Consider the following 19,655-nt stretch of genomic DNA (forward strand, 5'->3'; position numbering starts at 1 on the left):
ACGGTACTTCTTCTTTTTTATAAAGGTTTACTCATATAAATACCGGTTTCTGCAAATCCCGTTTTCTCGTACAGCGAACGGGCGATTTGATTGTGAGCAAAGACATGGAGCGAGAGTTTTTGCACACCTAATGACTTTGCCTGCTCCTCTAATGCAGCAATGGCCTGCTTTGCAAAGCCTTTTCCTCGATAAGCTTCAAACAAAATAAAGTTATAAATAAATCCTTCGTGCTGCGGGTGATTCGGGTCATAACAAAGCCAAACCCAGCCAATCGCTTCATCTCCGTTTAAGAAATTCCACAGCTCATGATGCTCTGTCTGAAGTCCTTCTGGAAGAAGCCTGTCAAATTGTTCTTCTGCGTTCGCAAGTGATTCTTCCTTCTTCCATGTTCCTGCGAGTACCTTTTCTTCCGCGTACCGCTGAATGGCCTTCTCTATCAATACATCGTAATCGGTTTGTGACATCCGTTGTAGTGTAACCAATCTTACAACCCCCTTTCCTTCATCATATGTCAGTCATGCCAAAAAAACCAGTCCCTTACTGGAACTGGTTAGCCGCCATATCGGTCGGTTTGAGAAAGTTTGATCTCTGCTGATTTTTTCTTCCCGCTTCGGTAAAATTGCACCTTTACCTTGTCGCCGACCTTCCTTTGATATAAGTACTTACGAAGATCCACGATATTCTGTACACTCTTGCCATCAAAGGAGGTCACGACATCCAGCTCTTTTAGGCCCGCTTTTCCTGCTGGAGATAACGGCTCAACACTCATAACAACGACCCCAGATGTAACCTTAGATGGCAGTTTCAACGTTTCCTGCCAGTGGTAGCTCGCAATATCCGCTAATGATTTCATGCCGACGCCAAGATACGGACGCTTTACCTCTCCGTAGCGCTCTAAATCCTCTATGACAGGGATGACCAGATTCGCTGGAATAGACAGCCCGATTCCTTCTACCTCTGATTCAGCAATCTTCATTGAGTTGATGCCGATCACCTTTCCGTCCATATTGATCAAGGCACCACCGCTGTTTCCAGGATTGATGGCGGCATCTGTTTGCAGTACCTCTGCATTCCAATCCGTCTGTCCGTCTCCATTTGAGTCAACAGGGATCGCACGCTCTGTGCCTGATATGACTCCTTGTGTGACAGAGCCTGCGAATTCAAGCCCTAATGGATTTCCAATGGCGATGACTGGCTCACCCGGCTTCACATGATCTGAGTTACCGAAGGCTGCCGTTTTCTTGATTTTATTACTTTTGACAGTGAGAACTGCTAAATCCATGAGCTGATCGCTGCCGACAAGATTGGCACTAATTCTTGTCCCGTCATGGAGGCTCACTTCAAGCTGGTTGGCGCCTTTGATGACGTGATGGTTTGTGACAATATAAAACGTGTCACCCTTTTTTTTATAAATCACACCTGACCCGCTGCCTGCTTCTCCGCCTTCCTCCCAAAAGCTTGACTTTTGGATATTAATGACGCCGACCACCGTATCTGACATATTAGACACCACTTTCGTGACAGCATCATTGACGTTTACATTCACCGTCTTTAAAGGACCCTGTGATGCTTGCCCATCACCGTTCTGCTGCCATCCAAAGGGACTGCCGCTCTGTCCAGATACATAGGGGAAAAAGAATCCCATTAAAAAAGCTCCTACCAATACACCGATCAAACCAGAAAGAAAATATCCTTTTCTGCTTCGTCTCGGCTTCCACTCTACATCGCGATAATCCACTATGTTTCCTTCCTTTCAGTGAATAGATGATGTATATAGTGTTGGTAAGAAGCTCTTATCTTAATCATACGATTATAAAAATCATACGGCGCAAAGCGGGGTTGCTTTTTTCGGGTCTGTATCAAATAAATCAAAGCCATCCCCCACAACAAAGCCCTTCATTTCAAGCGTCTGCTGGACCGCCATACGGGCTAAATCCTTCATGTTGTTGTCTTGACTCAAGTGAGCCAAATAAATACGTGAGGTGGCATCTCCAATGACATCTGTCATTGCAAGAGCAGCATCTTCATTTGATACATGTCCGACATCGCTCAGAATTCTGCGCTTAATGCTCCATGGGTATCGGCCCATTTGCAGCATCCCGACATCATGATTGCTCTCAAACACAAACGTATTGGCTGACTTAATAATGCCTTTCATGCGGTCACTCACATAGCCTGTATCCGTCATGAGGGCAAGTTTGCGCCCTCCATAATGGAACACGTAAAACATAGGCTCTGCCGCATCGTGTGAGACGCCAAATGACTCGACATCAAGGCCGCCAAAGGATTGAACGGTCTCCATATCAAAATGGAATTTCTGCTCTGTATCAATTTTTCCGATATGAGATTCCATCGCCTTCCATGTTTTCGCATTTGCATAGACAGGAAGCTTGTACTTTCTTGCCATGACACCAAGCCCTTTAATATGATCGGAGTGCTCATGTGTCACAAAAATGCCGTCCAAGTCCTCAGGCTTGCGGTCGATTTGGCCAAGCAGCTCGACCATCTGTTTGCCGCTTAAACCAGCATCCACCAAAAAGGCATGCTCGTCTGTTTCTAAATAAAAAGCGTTCCCCGTACTTCCGCTCGCTAGTACACTGAACTGCAAGCTCATGTTCTCTCACTCCATTGAAGATTTGTCATCTTTCTCTATATGATCAAGTGTTGAGCCATCGATGGCATTGATCAAATATTCTTCCTCTGTCTTTTTCTTTGAACCTGCTGATACGCCTTCAAGCTCCACCCGCCAAACAGGAACCATGACTTGCGTGCTTGCCCCTGGGTATTGCGTATAGTAGCCAAGCTCTACCTTTTTCACGGTCGTGTTTTGACTCAGCATATTTTGCGTATATAAGTCCTTCACGGTTTCAAGTGCTGGGACAAGGGTTTCTTTTCTCACTTCATTAATCGATGTCACCATCGATTGCTGATATGAGACGACTTCGTTTTGATCGTTGAGATTTAAGGTAATTTGCCCGATGGTTTCGGTGTCATCAAGGCCTTCTTGGAAGATGTATTTCCCTTTATACGTTTGGAAAAAGACGATTTTCCCTGTCTCTTCATCTATATTCCACAGCTTATAATTCTTCCCATCCAGCAAACGCTGGTTCACAAGGTTCGTCGCCGCTGTTTTAATATCCTTTTTCGGCAAGGCAACTGGCTTGTTGAAGGTCATTTCAAGCAGCGTGACAGGATCATCTTTTTCTGTTTTCGGGAATGTACTTTTCGCCTTTTGATCAGCTAATCCGTCGACATCCTTTTTCGTATATTGCTTCTTTTCAGCTGTAATGCGGTATCCAATCTTCGCTTCATCTGATAGATTGCCATATTTGATCCCGTCTGCCTTCATTTCTTCCAGCGTATCCGTTTTTTCGATAATCGCAAAATGATCGGTTGACCGTTTTTCAAAGTATTGAAAACCTAGAAAGATATCGAGAACGAGAAAGGCTAGGATAAAGATCGTTTTGGTCTTATTCCACTCCATGATTCTCGCTCCCCTCTGTCAAAAGATCATTCGATAGAATCACGGTTTTGCCGTTATACTTCATACACCATACAGGCTCCAGCCAGACAAACATCGCTTGATCTTGATCTGATGCAGTTGAAGCAGCTTGATATGCAGGGAAAATCTGTTCAATTTTCTCCAGATCATCATATTTCGTCTGCTTGATGATCAAGTCCTTCAGCTCTGTCCCGTTCATCAGCTTGACCTGTTCACTTTGACTCGCTTTATTGCCAAGAATATAGTTTGGACGCTTGTAATTCAAAATGTCATCATTCGCCCATTGGACTTCAAGGGAGGTCATCCCAAATGGATGCTTTGTACTGTTCACAATCGGCAGACCGTCCATAAACATATTGAAGGACAGCTGCTGGTTGCTGTTGATGCCAAAATATTGATAATCATCAGTAAAGCTTCCCGTATCATTGAAATATTTCACGCTTCGCTTAATCAAATCCCCCGTTTGGAAAACAGTGCTGGAATTGATATTGCGGTGCTGATATTGAATGCGGTGGTCTTTTTGATTGGCTTCAAGGCGGCTTGTGCCATCTGTGTACACCGTCCGGTTTAAATTAGATTCCTCACCGACAAGGCTCGGGTCCGTAAACAAAGCGTCTTTGAACTTGTTTGTCTTAATCGTTTCGATAAAGAACATCTTCGCTTCAAGCTGCTTTTGCTTTCTCGGAAGAAGGAAATCTCGTTTAGAATTCGTCGAGAATGTATAAAGATCATAGCGCGGCATCTCGTTTTGAGCGGCTGCGATACTGTTCATTAGATTACGGTAATTGGCGGACTCAATTGTCAGCTCAAGCACCGTCTCCTTGCTGTATGAGACCAAATATACTTTTTTATTCGCCTTATCCTGCTGGGCGAACGGCACGATCATCCGATCAAACGAGTTGTATTCAATGGACTTGTTCGGCCATTTAAAGAGCGCTTGGAAAATATCAATCGGAATCGGATCATTGAACACAAGATCCAATGTTTTCCCTTGTCCTTCGCGTCCATAGAAGAAATTCTTAAATTTCTGCTCGGAATATTGATCTGACACATCATTAATCTCTTTGACATCCCAAAGGCTCACATCATTCCAAAAGTTTTGAAAGAGTTCCTTTTGATCCACTTTAAAATGCTCTCCATTTGAATGAATGAACATCTCGCGCGGCTTCACGACATCAATGAGACTTCTAGGCTCGTCGCTTGAAATCTTCTTCGTTTCCACGACCTTTGTGCCGGTATCTGCCTGATCCTGCATGACGGGCTGGAACATCCAGATGTTCCACGTAAATACAAGACTGATCGCAATTAGGATTGTCAATATTATGGTTTTAAAGGTCTCACTCTTCATCCCAATCATCCTCTTGTTCTTCATTGTACGGAAGGGTAAAGGTCACCGTTGTCCCTTTTCCTTCAATGCTGTCAGCCCAAATATCTCCGCCATGAGCTTGAACCATTTCTTTTGCAATCGCAAGACCGAGGCCGGTTCCGCCGAGCTTTCTTGTTCTTGCTTTATCTACCCGATAAAAACGTTCAAAGATTTTATCCATATCCTTCTTCGGAATACCGATTCCTTCATCTTTCACGCTGAATAACACAAGACCTTTCTCTTCATCCAGATCAACGGTAAACGTGATGTGTCCACCCTCTGGTGAGTATTTCATGGCATTGGAAATGATATTATCGAGCACCTGTGTAATTTTATCTTGATCGATTTCTACATATACTTCACGCTGCGGCAGGTTGCGGATAAAATCGACATGCTGCTCCTTCGTCATTTCAAAACGATCAATGACGAGCGAGATAAACCTGATAAAGTTCGTCCACTCACGGTTGAATTGATAATCCTTGCTGTCGAACTTAGACAGCTGCAGCAGGTCATTGACAAGCCGGATCATGCGCTCCGTTTCATTTTGCGTGACACTGAGAAATCTTGGCGCAAGCTCTTTATCACCAATCGCACCTTCAGCCAGTGCCTCAAGATAGCTTCGCATCGTCGTCAGCGGTGTGCGCAGCTCATGCGATACGTTCGCTACGAATTCACGGCGTTCAGCATCAATTTTCTCCTGCTCTGTGACGTCATAAATGACCGCAATTAAGCCATCAATTTTCCCATGCTCTTTCTGAATGACGGAGAAATTAACACGCAATACAGACAGCTGATCTTCGCGCTCAATTTCTATCAGCATGGAATCTTGATTTTCGACTAAATCTTCAAATGTATGGGTTTCCTCTAAGCCAAGCAAGGACGTGATCGGCATCTCTAGTGCTGTTTCACGTGAAACATTTAACAGCTCTAATGCAGGGCTGTTTAATAGAATAATTGCACCGTTTTGATTCGTTGCGATGACACCGTCCGTCATATAGGCAATGACAGAAGAAAGCTTTTTCCGCTCCCCCTCCGTCATCAGCTGAGCTTCCTCCAGCTCTCTCGTCAGATGGTTAAAGGTTGTCGCAAGCTGGCCAATCTCGTCATGTCCATACTTCCGGACCTTTCTGGAGAAGTTCCCTTTGGCAAGCTCGATCGCCTGCTTTCTCATATCTGAAATAGGATGAGTGATCGTTCTAAAGATGAAGATACCAAGTAGAGCAGTCGTCCCAAGTGCAATCAGTGTCCCAGTCGCTAAAATGGTGTTAATGGTTCGCATTTGGTTAAACACACTTTCCATTGAAGACACAACATAAATCACACCAACGGTCTCTTGGTTCTCATTTTTTACGGCTGTCGCAGAAATACGGACCCTTTTATTTGACTCAGGGTCATAGAATTTTTTCTCATAGTCTTTGCCAACCGCGAAAATACGGCTAATGATTTGATCAGTAATTTTCTTACCAGCAATCTCTTGGCTGCCGTTATTTACAGAGGCAATGACCTCTCTGCTTTCATCAATATAGCTGACTTCAGAGATTTCATTAGACTCATCTTTGTTGTTAAAATCGTTTAATATCTTTTGAGCATCCTCTTTTAATTCTGCCTTGCTTTTCGATGAATCTTGTTCTAGGTAATACGATAACGAGTAGATTCGCTGATTCAAGGAATTATCATATGAATTAATTAAGGACTGCTCTAGCTGCTTCACAAAGTACACGCCAATGATCTGCATGGCAACGATGATCAGCAGCACGTAAATCAAGGTCAATTTAAAGTGAATCGAGCGAAAAAAACCTACTTTACTCATAAGAATCTTAGTCCTGTTCTGGGTTTCTTAAATAGTAGCCGACGCCTCGTCTTGTCACGATCCAGCTCGGGTGGCTTGGGTTGTCTTCAATCTTCTCACGAAGACGGCGGACTGTGACGTCTACTGTACGGACATCTCCGAAGTAATCGTAGCCCCATACCGTTTGCAGCAAGTGCTCACGTGTCATGACTTGTCCGATATGTTTCGCTAAGTAATGAAGCAGTTCGAACTCACGGTGCGTTAATTCTATCGTTTCCTCGCGCTTAGACACCACATACGCATCTGGATAAATAACAAGTGATCCAACCTCAATATCATTTGATTCAGATTCTTCCTCCGTCTGCGGAGCAGCGGTTTGTCTTCTCAAATTCGCTTTCACACGGGCAAGCAGCTCACGTGTGCTGAAAGGCTTCGTCACATAATCATCTGCGCCAAGCTCAAGGCCGATGACTTTATCAATTTCAGAGTCTTTTGCTGTCAGCATGATAATCGGCATGTCATATTTCTTTCTCACTTCACGGCATACTTCAACACCATCTTTATTCGGCAGCATAATGTCGAGCAGAATAATGTCCGGCTTGATTTCTTCTACCATTTCAAGGGCTTCGTTTCCATCATATGCACAATGAACCTCATAGCCCTCTTTCCTTAAATTAAATTCCAATATATCAGCAATCGGTTTTTCATCATCTACGACAAGAATCTTTTTTTCCATTGTGATTTCCTCCTGCATTTTTAGCATCTATGTCATTCCATTTTGCATGTATCATTACGCCTTTTCCGTTTATGAAAAAAAGGCTCACTGTCTATTATAACGTTTTACGAGGCAAAGATAAAAATAATAACGGCTTTCTTTTCTAGTAAACGTTGGATAGGAAGGCGCCGCCCGAAAAAAATTGATGACTTTTTCCTTTTTTATTGAAACTTTTCCAATCACCAGCCGTCTATATAGATGTAACGTCTTCTTCTTATGGAGCCGGGCCCTACCTAGGTCCGGCTTCTCCCTTTTTATGCCTTCTTTTCATAATAAAAACGCACCTGCGATTGCAGATGCGTTTGGAAGTGGCTCGGGACGGAATCGAACCGCCGACACACGGATTTTCAGTCCGTTGCTCTACCAACTGAGCTACCGAGCCATCATCAAAAAGATGAATATGTATAAATGGCGGTCCGGACGGGACTCGAACCCGCGACCTCCTGCGTGACAGGCAGGCATTCTAACCAACTGAACTACCGGACCTCAGTAACTTGCCCGAAAAAGCAATCGTGGTGCTCCTTCAAGCAAGTGAGGAAAAAATTAGCTTAACGCTAAAGTAAATCAATGACCCGTACGGGATTCGAACCCGTGTTACCGCCGTGAAAGGGCGGTGTCTTAACCGCTTGACCAACGGGCCAATACATGGTGAGCCATGAAGGACTCGAACCTTCGACCCTCTGATTAAAAGTCAGATGCTCTACCAACTGAGCTAATGGCTCTCGGTTTGTGAAAAGTGAATCTGAAGAAGCTGTATTGCGCCAAACCAATCGCTTTAAAAAAGCTGGAACATCGCATCCTAACAAGTTTCAGAGACCTTTGCAACAACGAGATTTATAATATCATAGAGTAATTACATATGGCAATACGTTTTTCGACATTTTTTTAAAAAAAGTATCGAATTTAAATTTATCCTATCAAAGCCCCCACTTCTGCAACCGCCTTCATTAGATGCGCCTTTTCGGGTGACCTCTGCCTACTTAAACACATAGGCACGTTTCAGGCCGCTCAAAAATGGCTATACATGAAACAAGTGACATTGTCATTGAAAAAGGAGGAAGCAGTATGAGTTCATTCAAATTAGGAGATAAAATGCCCAACTTTTCACTTCCAACAATACAGGGCGATCACATTGATTTCGACAAACATTTAGAGGAGCATCAAAGCTGGCACCTGATTGTTTTCTTTAGAGGATCTTGGTGCCCGGTATGTGTCGAAGAATTAAAAGAGCTCGAACAGCAGCAATCATATTTTCAGGACAAGGATATTCACTTGATGGCGATTTCCACGGATAACCCTGATGACTTGAAGGCATTTGCGGATAAAGAGGGACTGTCCTTCCCGATCATGTATGACCATGACCTCACGTCATTAAAAGCATATGAAGTCCACTATCACGGGGAAGATGCCCCATATGAAGACCACGGGGTGCACGGTGAACCCGCCTATTTCTTATTAAATGAAAAAGGTCAAGTGCTCTATCAGCAAAGACAAACAAGTCCGTTTGGCAGACCGCATGCCAACGAACTACGCAAAATCATTCAGTACATCCGTAAAAATTTAAAAGGCCAATATAAAAGCCTGAAGTAAGGAAAAAGCCCTAGCGATGAGGGCTTTTTTTATGAACGCTTTTTATTATATAGCCAATCTGCGGTGAAAAAAACAAAGAGACCCGCCACGAGAATGACAAAAGTGACGGGTGGTTTATTACCCTGGAAATACATGTACAGCGCATGCCCTCCTAATGCCAGAAGATAAAAGACAAATGCCGGCACAGCTGCTTTATGTGCATTCGTTTGTTCTCTTTTCGTCATTTTTTTAAAAAACATTGTGCTCTCCCCTTTATGATGCTTGTTTCATCGTCACCCTGCGAAGTGCCCGTGAACGGATATATTCCATTGGTCCAATTCTCCAAACCTTTAGGCAAACTGCTGAAACCGCGATTTGCAGAAGTGAAATCAACAGCCATGCCAATACAATAAGAGGCGCATTGATTTGACCGCCAAGACCCAATCCCCAGCTATAAAAAAGAATGGAGCAGATGACATTTTGCAGGATGTAGCAGCTAAGCGCCATTTTCCCTACATATTCAAACCAAGTCCACATGAACCATGACTCCGTGCATGCGAGGAGCTTCGCAATGACAGCTATATAGAAAATAGAGAGGAATGGTGAAAAGGCGTAGCGCACCACAAATTCCACTAAATCGTTCGGTACGAAAACTAGTGCATTCAGCGGCAGACCAATCCACAGTCCGATTCGGAACAATATTTTCCGGAGAGACTGTCCGCGTTCATTTGCATAAAATACACCGGCTCTCATCATCCGCACACCTAATAAAAACAGAAATGTGTTCATTGGAATAATAAAGACCGCTTCTTCTCGGTACATGAAGAAGTATTGTAACCGTTCTTGAACCTGCGAGATCCATGTCTCTGGCAGCTGCTCTTCCAGCGCTGGTTCACCGCTTTGATCATCGGTCGCTGACTCCATTTCAGAGAGGGAGTACAGCATCAGACATGACATCATGAGCAGATGAATCACACCTGAGAACACCATGCCCTTTTTGATGCGCCTGCTTCCTCCCCGTACAATGTAAGCCACAAGCAGCCCCGTAACGGCATAGCTCATGAGCACATCATATTCCATCACAAGCGTAAAATGGACAAAGCCTTCGATAAATAAAAATAAAAGAATCCATAAATAAGTACCCGGCCAAGGCGTGTCCTTCCTTTTTGCCTGCTGGTATTTCAGCTCCAATCCAACACCAAACATGATCGTGAGCAGCGAGAGCATTTTTCCATAAACGAACATGGAGACAAGACTTTCCAGAAAACTGCCATTTTCATATTCATCCGCAATCTGATCTGTCGCAAAGGTATCCCCTGCATACGCAAAAAACCAGACGTTCGTTCCCAAGGTGCCTAGTATGGCAAAACCTCGTAAAATATCTAATAATCGTATTCTTTCTTTCACTAGAACGCTCCTTCCTCCTATACAGTTATCATATTTTGGTAATGACCGGAAGTCCGTTCTATTGAAATTAAGGAATATTTAAACAAAAAAACACCAGTAAAATGCGAGATTTTACTGGTGCTTCATCAATCTATTCTTATGGACGGTACACGCTGCGGACAACGTTCGTTTGTGAACGATCTGGTCCGACTGAGAAAATGGAAAGTGGAATACCTGTTAATTGTGAAATGCGCTCTAAATAATGGCGGGCATTTGCAGGCAGTTCACTTAAGTTCTTTACGCCTGTAATATCCTCTGTCCATCCTGGCATTTCTTCGTAGACAGGCTCACATTTCGCTAATTCATTTAGGCTTGCTGGGAATTCCTCTGTGATTTCTCCATTCAATTTATAAGCGACACAGATTTTCAATTTTTCAATCCCTGTCAGTACATCAATTGAGTTAAGAGATAAATCTGTAATTCCGCTCACACGTCGTGCATGACGGACAACAACGCTGTCAAACCAGCCGACACGGCGCGGGCGTCCAGTTGTCGTACCGTATTCACGGCCAACCTCACGAATTTGATCGCCAATTTCATCATGGAGTTCTGTTGGGAATGGGCCATCTCCAACACGTGTTGTGTACGCTTTTGACACGCCGACTACATGTTGAATTTTCGTTGGTCCTACGCCAGAACCAATCGTCACGCCTCCAGCTACCGGGTTAGATGACGTCACAAATGGGTATGTCCCTTGATCGATATCAAGCATGACCCCTTGTGCTCCTTCAAATAGCACGCGGCGGCCTTCATCTAGTGCATCATTCAAAACAACAGATGTGTCTACGACATATTTTTTCACTTGCTGGCCATATTCATAATACTCGTCTAAAATATCTTCAATCTTGAAGCCTTCTGTGTCGTACATTTTCTCTAAAAGACGATTTTTCTCTTCTAGATTGCGTGCAAGCTTCTCTTCAAATACTTCACGATCTAATAGATCTGCGACGCGGATACCGACGCGGGCAGCTTTATCCATATAAGCTGGTCCGATTCCTTTTTTCGTCGTACCGATCTTGTTAGCCCCTTTCCGCTCCTCTTCTACCTCGTCCAATTTTAAATGGTAAGGCAGAATAACATGGGCTCTATTGCTGATTCTGAGGTTATCTGTACTCACATTCCGTTCGTGAAGATACGCAAGCTCAGTGACCAACGCTTTAGGATCAACCACCATTCCATTACCGATGACACAAGTTTTCTCTTTATAAAAAATACCGGATGGAATGAGGTGTAGCTTGTATGTCACTCCATCAAATTTGATCGTGTGACCTGCATTGTTTCCCCCTTGATAACGGGCAATCACCTCTGCATTTTCTGAAAGGAAATCGGTAATTTTCCCTTTTCCTTCGTCACCCCACTGCGTACCTACTACGACTACTGAAGACATATCGTGCACCTCCGTTAACCTTTCAAAACGTTATCTCTTTCAAACACATTTATTTTATCAATGCACAACGAAAAAGTCAACGCGAAATCCGAACATTAATATCTCGAAATCAAATTTTGTTCGTTTTAAATATAAAGAAAAGCGCTTTAATCACTTTTCCAGTGCTTAAAAATGGAGATTTCGAGCAAAAACAACTTTTTATCGTTTCCAGCTGTTCATCAACATAAAAAAGACCCCCAACAATGGGCGTCTTTTTTAAACAGGTGTAATACCATCTGTGTTCATCAGCACAACTCGATACCCATCTGGGTCTTCAATGGTTGCTCCTCCTCGTTCCCAATATGGATTTGTAGAGGTGACTTGCCGTCCGCCAAATGAGAGCAATCTCTTTTTCATTTGCTGAAATTCCTCTGCATCTGGAATATAGAAAACTAGCAGCTGTTCTGGATGCGGGACGGGCAGGCTGTCTTCTTCTTCATGTTTGGTGATTTCTAAATGAACATGCTGGTGAGGCAGCCCGAGCATCACACCATCGTACCCTTCATGCTGATCAAATGAGCCTATTCGTTTGAGCCCTAAACCTTCTTCATAAAAGGAAACAACCTCTTTCATGTTGACGGTTGGGCGTGCGATACGTAATTGAGCGGCTTCAAACTGTTGAAATTTCATCAGTCTTCACTCCTTTTCTCCTTTTAGTATACGCTCTCTCTTTTTCTCTCTCCTCCTCATTTTGATTGTTTTTTCAATCATTCTTTCGATGTAGATCAATCAAAAAAGCCCAGCTTCTTGAGCTGGGCTTTAAGCACCGGGCGGAACACCCGCATCATCAAATCTTCTTTCCAGATTGACGAATTTGTTATATTCTTTGACGAACGCCAGTGATACTGTACCAACTGGACCATTACGCTGTTTGGCAATAATGATTTCGATAATGTTCTTATTCTCTGATTCTTTGTCATAGTAATCATCACGATAAAGGAATGCCACGATATCGGCATCCTGCTCGATACTTCCTGATTCACGAATATCAGACATCATCGGACGTTTGTCCTGACGCTGCTCTACCCCACGGGAAAGCTGAGACAAGGCAATAACCGGAACTTCAAGCTCCCTTGCCAGCGATTTTAATGCCCTAGAGATTTCAGAAACCTCCTGCTGACGGTTATCGCTTGACCGCCCGCTTCCTTGAATGAGCTGCAAGTAGTCAATCAGGATCATGCCAAGACCATTTTCTTGCTTCAATCGGCGGCATTTCGAGCGAATTTCACTTACTCTGATCCCAGGTGTATCATCAATGAAAATTCCGCTGTTTGACAGCGAACCCATCGCCATTGTCAGCTTACCCCAGTCCTCTTCTGTCAGATTACCGGTTCTTAGGTTTTGTGCATTGATATTCCCCTCTGCACAAAGCATACGCATAACGAGCTGCTCCGCACCCATCTCTAAACTAAAGATAGCAACACTTTCGTCCGTTTTGGTCGCGACATTTTGGGCAATGTTCAATGCGAAGGCGGTTTTCCCTACTGATGGACGAGCCGCTACAATGATTAAATCATTTCGCTGGAATCCAGCTGTCATCCGGTCAAGCTCAGAGAAACCTGTTGGAATCCCTGTGATATCGCCTTTACGGTTATGAAGCTGTTCAATATTATCGTATGTTTGAACAAGAACGTCCTTGATGTTTTGAAAGGCTCCTGAGTTTTTACGCTGCGCCACTTCCATAATGGTCTTTTCAGCATCGCTCAGCAGGTCCTCTACTTCATCCTCACGCGTATACCCATCTTGTGCAATGGTTGTCGCCGTACGGATCAGACGTCTTAAAATGGATTTCTCTTCTACAATTTTTGCATAGTATTCAATGTTTGCGGCAGTTGGGACAGAGTTCGCAATATCGGTTAAATACGAAATCCCGCCTACCTCTTCTAGTAAATCTGTATTGGCAAGCTCAGATGTCACCGTGACAAGATCGACCGGTTCTCCTCTATCGCCAAGTACAAGCATCGCATTGTAAATCTTTTGATGCGACATTCTATAGAAATCCTCTGGAATTAATACCTCAGAAGCGAGCGTTAGCGCAGATGGTTCTAAAAAAACAGCACCTAATACGGCCTGCTCGGCTTCTATATTTTGCGGCGGCAGCCGGTCATCGAGAAGTTCCGTCATGCCAAGCACCGTCCTTTCATAAAAAAATACGCTACTCATCATTTTAACATTTTCATCGATAAAAAAGTGAAAAACATCGACTATAGTCAAAATTACCATGTTGATATTTTGTGCAAACCAGCGCATTTCAATAGAAAAGACTCTGTAACAACATTGTTATAAAGTCCTTCGTTATCGCTAATGATTTTGTATCTGTCATCGTTCAAGGTTTGTTAATCTATCGCTTTCTTAACCCCATAATTCACTTTTTGCCCAATGTCTTGTAAAGAACCGTTTTGATAACCAATAGATAACAACAAATCTGGAATGGAATCAAACCCGTTTTTGGCTAGATCGAATAGCTGTGTACCGTAATGTGAAGCAGCAATGCGCGCATTTTCTGCTGTGTATGGATTTTTAAGAAGTTCTTCTTTGTATATATCAAAAATATTGGTACCGTTTTCAGTTACAAATTGACCGTTTACAATGCTTAAATCTTTTAAATTGTAGCCTGTGACCGTTTTGATTTGATTAACAAGGTGGAATTTGGCAAGAGAATCAGGTGTGAATTGAGTAGAATCATCATTTCTGCTTTTCATGATATGGAAAAATAATTCTCTTGTATTGTTGGTTGTATTTAATAGGTCTTCTATCTGTTTCATCAACGATTCGTCTTTTGAACCACTTACCACTAATTTAAAATTGTTCGGGTCAATGGTAAAGGTTAAATTCGTGTTTTTAGGAATGGTTATACCGTTTTTAGAGAATAAATCTTGTAATTGTTCGTTCACTTTTTGACGATTGAGTATTTTCTTTTCTACACTTTCTTGCGTAGGATCGTACCGTTTTTCATTACGGAAGATGGCATCATTAAAATCATATTGTCCACCTTTATTATTCCTTGCCCAACTCATTTCCATAATGTAAGCAGCTTCTCTTTCCGGTTTTGTTAGATCACTTCTGAAATAAGAAGAGTAAGGGTTTCTATACTTATTATATATATGGTCTTGAGGATCATTGAATCGTTTATTTTGTTCATTTATTTTTTCGTATTTTTCATCTAGTATTTTCATTCGTCTATCAGCTTCGGTCATCACCTCATTTTTACTTTTAATAGCTGGATGGCTATTGAAGTCCGGAAGGTTCTGCTTATTTAGAACAGCTGTCGTGTTCGATGTATTTATCTTCACTTTGATACTCCGTAATTCACCTTTTGTCCAATGTCATATAAGGAGCCGTTTTGGTAACCAATAGATAACACCAAATCTGGAATAGAATCAAACCCGTTTTTCGCTAGGTCAAATAGCTGTGCACCGTAATGTGAAGCGGCAATTCGTGCATTTTCTGCTGTGTATGGATTTTTAAGAAGTTCTTCTTTGTATATATCAAAAATATTGGTACCGTTATCCGTTACAAATTGACCATTTACAATGCTTAAATCTTTTAAATTGTAGCCTGTGACCGTTTTGATTTGATTAACAAGGTGGAATTTGGCAAGAGAATCAGGTGTGAATTGAGTAGAATCATCATTTCTACTTTTCATAATATGGAAAAATAGTTCTCTTGTATTGTTGGTTGTATTTAATAAGGCTTCTATCTGTTTTATCAGCGATTCGTCTTTTGAACCACCCACCACTAATTTGAAATTATTCGGGTCAATGGTAAAAGTGAGATTTGTGTTTTTAGGAATGGATATCCCGTTTTTAGAGAATAAATCTTGTAATTGTTCGTTGACCTTTTGACGATTGAGTATTTTCTTTTCTACACTTTCTTGCGTAGGATCGTACCGTTTTTCATTACGGAAGGCGGCATCATTAGAATTATAATGCCCTCCTGTTCCACTATTAGCCCATCCAATTTCAATAGAGTAAGCCGCCTCTCTTTCCGGTTTGGTTAAATCATTTCTGAAATAAGGGGAGTTTGGATTTCGATACTTATCAAATATATGGCCATGAGGATCTTTGAAACGTTTATTTTGTTCATTTATTTTTTGATATTTTTCATCTAGTATTTTCATTCGTCTATCAGCTTCGGTCATCACCTCATTTGTACTTTTAATAGCTGATTGACCTTTATAGTCTATTCGGTTCTGACTGTTTGAAGCACCTGCCGTGTACGACGTATTAATATTCATTTTGATTCTCCTTTTTAAAAAAATAGTGATTATTAAATATATCGGCAATTAAGTTAAAATTTGTTAGTTTTGATCCGATATAGTAATTATTACAAGGAGGGTTAAAATATGCCAAATACTATTTTCAAACGTTTTTTATTACCTGCATTATTGTTAGTGCTTATTACTAGTTTTTTTGCACCTCATTCAGCAGAAGCAGCGATTACGGGGAATAACAGTCCTAACACAGCAAGCTCAATGGGATATTGGAAATATAGTCGTCCAGATACGACAATCTTACCTGAAGGTGAAAATGAAGCGTATTATCAGTTCACGATCAATAAGGGTGAAAGGGTTTATGTACGAAGTTCATATGATAAGCAATATACGGGGATGAAAATCGAGGTGTACAATTCGAAATATTCTGATGGGAGATCTAGAGTCATTAACCCTGATTCAATTACACCCTTTATTTTTGCTAATACTGATGAAGTTACTTCAACTTCAGAAACTTACTTTGTGAAAGTGACCCGTGGTACATATACAGGGAATATGTACTTTACTGTTTCTATCCAAGATCGTATTAAATCTGGAAATGGGACATTCAATTTTACGGGGACTGCTACCAATTTGGGGAATTCTTCTTTAAATTTTTTAGGAGTTGATTCTTCTATCATTACAATGGATTTAACGAACAATTCTTCTATCCCTAAAAATGCAATCGTTAAATCGATTTCAACAACTAGTACCCAATCGCCCAATCAAGGAAATGTCACTCACAAACTGATGGCTGATATAAACAAAATTTGGAACGAATCTATTTTTTCATCTGCAACAAGTGGTTCTTACCGTATTTCTCTGGATGATCAATTAAAAGTCGCGCAAAAATGGAGCTTTAAGTACAACGCAAAGGCTACTGCGAGATCTACTATGAGCAATGTCAAAGCCGATATTCGTTACGAATATGATGTCACAGATGGATTCTAATTGAATGGTGTTTAGACATGTAAACCGATTGATCAAAAAGTAAGGGGGCATCCCTTACTTTTTTCATTTCCGCCTTGATATTTGGCCAACTTTAAAACAGCACCGTGCTTTCATAAGAAATACGCTGCTCATAAAAAGTGAAAGTGTTAATGGTGGTTTTGCTTGAGGGCGTGTTGAAAGAGGAGGATGGTGATCATATCGGTGGCTCGCTGGTATAAATCCCATTGTTCATAGGCCGCAAATGTCATCCGTATATCATGTAATGATTGCTTCATTTCATGATATTCTTCCACTGTAAACGTATTTTTCAGTTTGAGCTGATGTTCAAGCAGTTTTAGCCTTAGCTTTCCTAATGGAGTTTTCATTCTGCCTACATTCCCTTCGATCTTGTCTTCCTTAGAAAATTGTATATGAATTTACGCATGAGATTGAATAAGTTGTGAGATATGCTCACCAGCTTTTCGAAAAATTCTCCTCTTTTTTCCTAAAAATACAAGAAGGTCTATAGACTTATTTTTCCTCAAAATGATTTCAAGAAGAAAAACCTATATATATTCCTGAATCAAACAGAAGAAAATGGTGAGTATCCCGTGACGGTCAAGGTCTTTTGGCATTTCTCCTCTTTTTAAATGACTCAGTCCGGCATTCCCTATTTCCATTCATTTGGTAGTTATTTAGTCCTTTATTTTCCGAAAATTTAGATCAAATGATCAATTACACCACTTAATGAACATTTGACTTCATAATTGATAACCATTATCATTTGATTTGCTTGCGTGATAATTGAGAATCATTTTCATTTGAAGAGACCATTCTTCAATCTCTACACTCATCCTATATCCGCAAGCCTACTTTTATCAGCATATGAGAGTCAATTTGAGGAAGGGGATATTTTACACATGTCCAAACGCCCTGAAGGAATGGGTACTGAGGATTCTCTTTTCAGAGAAAGCCGTCCTTTTTTTATACCTGGGACGGAGCAGCTGGATATCACAGCACACCCTTACAGACTTTTTATATTTAAACCGAATACAACTCCTCCAGCGGCTGGTTTTCCAGTCATGTACGTGCTTGATGGAAATTCACTTTTTGGCACAATGGTCGAAGCACTTCGTTTACAGTCAAGAAGGCCTGAAAAAACAGGTGTCGTACCTGCCATCATTGTTGGAATTGGCTATCAGACAGAAGCTCCCTATCATCCGCTCAGGCATTATGATCTCACTCTTACCGGCCCTGACGCTTCCATTGGTGGCAAAAGAAAGGACTTCTCCAACCATACATATGGCGGGGCCTCTGCGTTCTTTTCTTTTTTAGAAAAGATTGTAAAGCCTTATATCGAGCAGCGCTTTCCGATCAACCAGAGTCGTCAAACACTGTTTGGACACTCTCTTGGCGGTCTTTTTGTATTACACACACTATTTGAGCACCCTGATGCTTATCAGACATATATTGCGGGCAGTCCTTCTATCCACTGGAACAAAGAATTATTTCTAGAAAAGGAACACCAATTCACCAGCCATATACGTCAGATGTCTATGAATGTCAGGCTGCTTGTAGGTGTAGGTGAGTTAGAAAAACATCATCCGTGTCAAATGAATGATCATGCACATGGACTAGCAAATCGTATGCTGCCTTTATCCGCATATGGCTTGCATACGTCCTATCACGAATTCCCTGAAGAAGGACATACGTCCGTTTTACCGGTGCTGATGAATTACGCTTTTCGTTTTGCACTCTATCATAATGATCCTTTCACAACCACAGACATGAAGGAAAGGCAGTGAACACATGAAACACAATGGTCTATCTCAAAAAATTGCCTTGATCACAGGCGCAGGTCAAGGTATTGGACAAGCAGTCGCAAAAAGACTAGCCGAAGAAGGTGCGATTATTGCAGCAGTTGACGCAAATGAAGAGCAGCTGCACAGCACCGTCAGGCAAATGAAGGATGAAGGCATACGTGCCTTTGCCTATCCAGGTGACATCACCGATCAAGCTTCTGTTCAGCACATTGTCGATCAAATTGAAAAGCAGCTTGGCCCCATTTATTTACTGGTCAATGTAGCAGGCATTCTTCGAATGGGTTCTATCGACCAGCTTAGTGCAGACGACTGGCAACAAACTTTCGCAGTCAACACACATGGTGTCTTTTACGTATCTCAAGCTGTCTCCAAATACATGATGAAAAGATCAGAAGGGGTCATTGTGACTGTCAGCTCTAACGCTGGTGCCATTCCTAGAATGAATATGGCTGCCTATGCCGCTTCAAAAGCAGCAGCTACTTCCTTTACAAAAACACTTGGTTTAGAGCTGGCTGCCTATGGCATTAGATGCAACGTCGTCTCTCCCGGCTCTACCGCAACACCCATGCAATGGGCTTTATGGTCTGATGAACAAGGAGAAAATCAGGTAATTAAAGGCTCATTAGAGACGTATAAAACCGGTATTCCTTTACAAAAAATCGCTGATCCTCAAAACATTGCTGATGCAGTCATTTTCTTTGCATCTGAGCAATCCAGTCATATTACGATGCAGAACCTCACGATTGATGGCGGCGCAACACTCGGAATCTAGCATTT

Annotated in this window: 19 protein-coding genes and 4 tRNA genes; 4 read left to right on the forward strand and 19 right to left on the reverse strand. The window is 42.0% G+C overall.

What is annotated here, in order from left to right:
- Positions 1–17 precede the first annotated feature (17 nt).
- The 11 genes from NSQ76_RS19825 to NSQ76_RS19875 form a co-directional block, all read right to left on the reverse strand.
- Entirely contained in the window at positions 18–482 is a 465-nt protein-coding gene (locus tag NSQ76_RS19825) for a GNAT family N-acetyltransferase (RefSeq protein ID WP_041106743.1), read from the reverse strand.
- A gap of 68 nt (positions 483–550) precedes the next feature.
- Entirely contained in the window at positions 551–1,741 is a 1,191-nt protein-coding gene (locus tag NSQ76_RS19830) for a S1C family serine protease (protein ID WP_392387674.1), read from the reverse strand.
- 78 nt (positions 1,742–1,819) lie between these two features.
- Entirely contained in the window at positions 1,820–2,614 is a 795-nt protein-coding gene (locus tag NSQ76_RS19835) for an MBL fold metallo-hydrolase (protein ID WP_024424026.1), read from the reverse strand.
- A 6-nt stretch (positions 2,615–2,620) separates the two neighbouring features.
- Positions 2,621–3,484: a two-component system regulatory protein YycI gene (locus NSQ76_RS19840; protein WP_024427621.1), complete on the reverse strand. Its 864-nt coding sequence runs from the start codon at positions 3,482–3,484 to the stop codon at positions 2,621–2,623.
- Complete coding sequence (gene yycH / locus NSQ76_RS19845) at positions 3,471–4,850, reverse strand: two-component system activity regulator YycH (protein WP_341055693.1); 1,380 nt, start codon at positions 4,848–4,850, stop codon at positions 3,471–3,473. The genes NSQ76_RS19840 and yycH overlap by 14 nt, the downstream gene beginning before the upstream one ends.
- The gene (gene walK / locus NSQ76_RS19850; RefSeq protein WP_341055694.1) at positions 4,840–6,678 is read right to left on the reverse strand and encodes a cell wall metabolism sensor histidine kinase WalK; all 1,839 of its coding nucleotides are present in this window, start codon (positions 6,676–6,678) and stop codon (positions 4,840–4,842) included. The genes yycH and walK overlap by 11 nt, the downstream gene beginning before the upstream one ends.
- A 7-nt stretch (positions 6,679–6,685) precedes the next feature.
- The gene (gene yycF / locus NSQ76_RS19855; RefSeq protein ID WP_024424030.1) at positions 6,686–7,393 is read right to left on the reverse strand and encodes a response regulator YycF; all 708 of its coding nucleotides are present in this window, start codon (positions 7,391–7,393) and stop codon (positions 6,686–6,688) included.
- A gap of 348 nt (positions 7,394–7,741) precedes the next feature.
- Positions 7,742–7,814: transfer RNA gene (locus NSQ76_RS19860), tRNA-Phe, on the reverse strand.
- A 27-nt stretch (positions 7,815–7,841) separates the two neighbouring features.
- Positions 7,842–7,918: transfer RNA gene (locus tag NSQ76_RS19865), tRNA-Asp, on the reverse strand.
- 82 nt (positions 7,919–8,000) lie between these two features.
- A tRNA-Glu gene (locus tag NSQ76_RS19870) sits at positions 8,001–8,072 on the reverse strand.
- A 6-nt stretch (positions 8,073–8,078) separates the two neighbouring features.
- Positions 8,079–8,154: transfer RNA gene (locus NSQ76_RS19875), tRNA-Lys, on the reverse strand.
- Positions 8,155–8,497: 343 nt separating this feature from the next.
- Here NSQ76_RS19875 and NSQ76_RS19880 point away from each other — a divergent pair.
- On the forward strand, positions 8,498–9,022 hold the full coding sequence (locus tag NSQ76_RS19880; protein WP_024424031.1) for a peroxiredoxin family protein: 525 nt from the start codon (positions 8,498–8,500) through the stop codon (positions 9,020–9,022).
- Between the two features lie 29 nt (positions 9,023–9,051).
- On the opposite strand, the gene NSQ76_RS19885 is transcribed toward NSQ76_RS19880, so the two are convergent.
- The 7 genes from NSQ76_RS19885 to NSQ76_RS19915 all read right to left on the reverse strand — a co-directional run bounded on the left by NSQ76_RS19885 (position 9,052) and on the right by NSQ76_RS19915 (position 16,110).
- Positions 9,052–9,261: a hypothetical protein gene (locus NSQ76_RS19885; protein ID WP_034622249.1), complete on the reverse strand. Its 210-nt coding sequence runs from the start codon at positions 9,259–9,261 to the stop codon at positions 9,052–9,054.
- A 13-nt stretch (positions 9,262–9,274) separates the two neighbouring features.
- Entirely contained in the window at positions 9,275–10,408 is a 1,134-nt protein-coding gene (locus tag NSQ76_RS19890) for a DUF418 domain-containing protein (protein ID WP_125587000.1), read from the reverse strand.
- A gap of 136 nt (positions 10,409–10,544) precedes the next feature.
- Positions 10,545–11,834 (reverse strand): adenylosuccinate synthase, encoded by a 1,290-nt coding sequence (locus NSQ76_RS19895; RefSeq protein WP_024424032.1) that lies wholly within the window; start codon positions 11,832–11,834, stop codon positions 10,545–10,547.
- 255 nt (positions 11,835–12,089) lie between these two features.
- A complete protein-coding gene (locus tag NSQ76_RS19900; RefSeq protein WP_024424033.1) occupies positions 12,090–12,503 on the reverse strand; it encodes a VOC family protein in 414 nt (137 codons plus the stop codon).
- Positions 12,504–12,632: 129 nt separating this feature from the next.
- Positions 12,633–13,997, reverse strand: a complete 1,365-nt coding sequence (gene dnaB, locus NSQ76_RS19905) for a replicative DNA helicase (protein WP_003214779.1) — start codon at positions 13,995–13,997, stop codon at positions 12,633–12,635.
- A 212-nt stretch (positions 13,998–14,209) separates the two neighbouring features.
- Positions 14,210–15,166, reverse strand: coding sequence for a DUF4885 family protein (locus NSQ76_RS19910; RefSeq protein WP_341055697.1), 957 nt, complete (start codon positions 15,164–15,166; stop codon positions 14,210–14,212).
- On the reverse strand, positions 15,163–16,110 hold the full coding sequence (locus NSQ76_RS19915; protein ID WP_341055700.1) for a DUF4885 family protein: 948 nt from the start codon (positions 16,108–16,110) through the stop codon (positions 15,163–15,165). The genes NSQ76_RS19910 and NSQ76_RS19915 overlap by 4 nt, the downstream gene beginning before the upstream one ends.
- Before the next feature lie 108 nt (positions 16,111–16,218).
- Between NSQ76_RS19915 and NSQ76_RS19920 the strand changes: the two genes are divergently transcribed.
- Positions 16,219–17,076, forward strand: a complete 858-nt coding sequence (locus NSQ76_RS19920) for a hypothetical protein (RefSeq protein WP_056766731.1) — start codon at positions 16,219–16,221, stop codon at positions 17,074–17,076.
- Positions 17,077–17,222: 146 nt separating this feature from the next.
- Here NSQ76_RS19920 and NSQ76_RS19925 read toward each other — a convergent pair whose 3' ends face one another.
- A complete protein-coding gene (locus NSQ76_RS19925; protein WP_208946130.1) occupies positions 17,223–17,441 on the reverse strand; it encodes a hypothetical protein in 219 nt (72 codons plus the stop codon).
- Positions 17,442–17,975: 534 nt separating this feature from the next.
- Here NSQ76_RS19925 and NSQ76_RS19930 point away from each other — a divergent pair.
- Both NSQ76_RS19930 and NSQ76_RS19935 read left to right on the forward strand, forming a co-directional pair.
- Positions 17,976–18,860, forward strand: a complete 885-nt coding sequence (locus tag NSQ76_RS19930) for an alpha/beta hydrolase (RefSeq protein ID WP_025093685.1) — start codon at positions 17,976–17,978, stop codon at positions 18,858–18,860.
- Between the two features lie 4 nt (positions 18,861–18,864).
- The gene (locus NSQ76_RS19935; protein ID WP_341055706.1) at positions 18,865–19,650 is read left to right on the forward strand and encodes a 2,3-dihydro-2,3-dihydroxybenzoate dehydrogenase; all 786 of its coding nucleotides are present in this window, start codon (positions 18,865–18,867) and stop codon (positions 19,648–19,650) included.
- Positions 19,651–19,655 lie beyond the last annotated feature (5 nt).

Source organism: Bacillus sp. FSL M8-0256 (assembly GCF_038005765.1).
GTDB lineage: Bacteria > Bacillota > Bacilli > Bacillales > Bacillaceae > Bacillus > Bacillus safensis.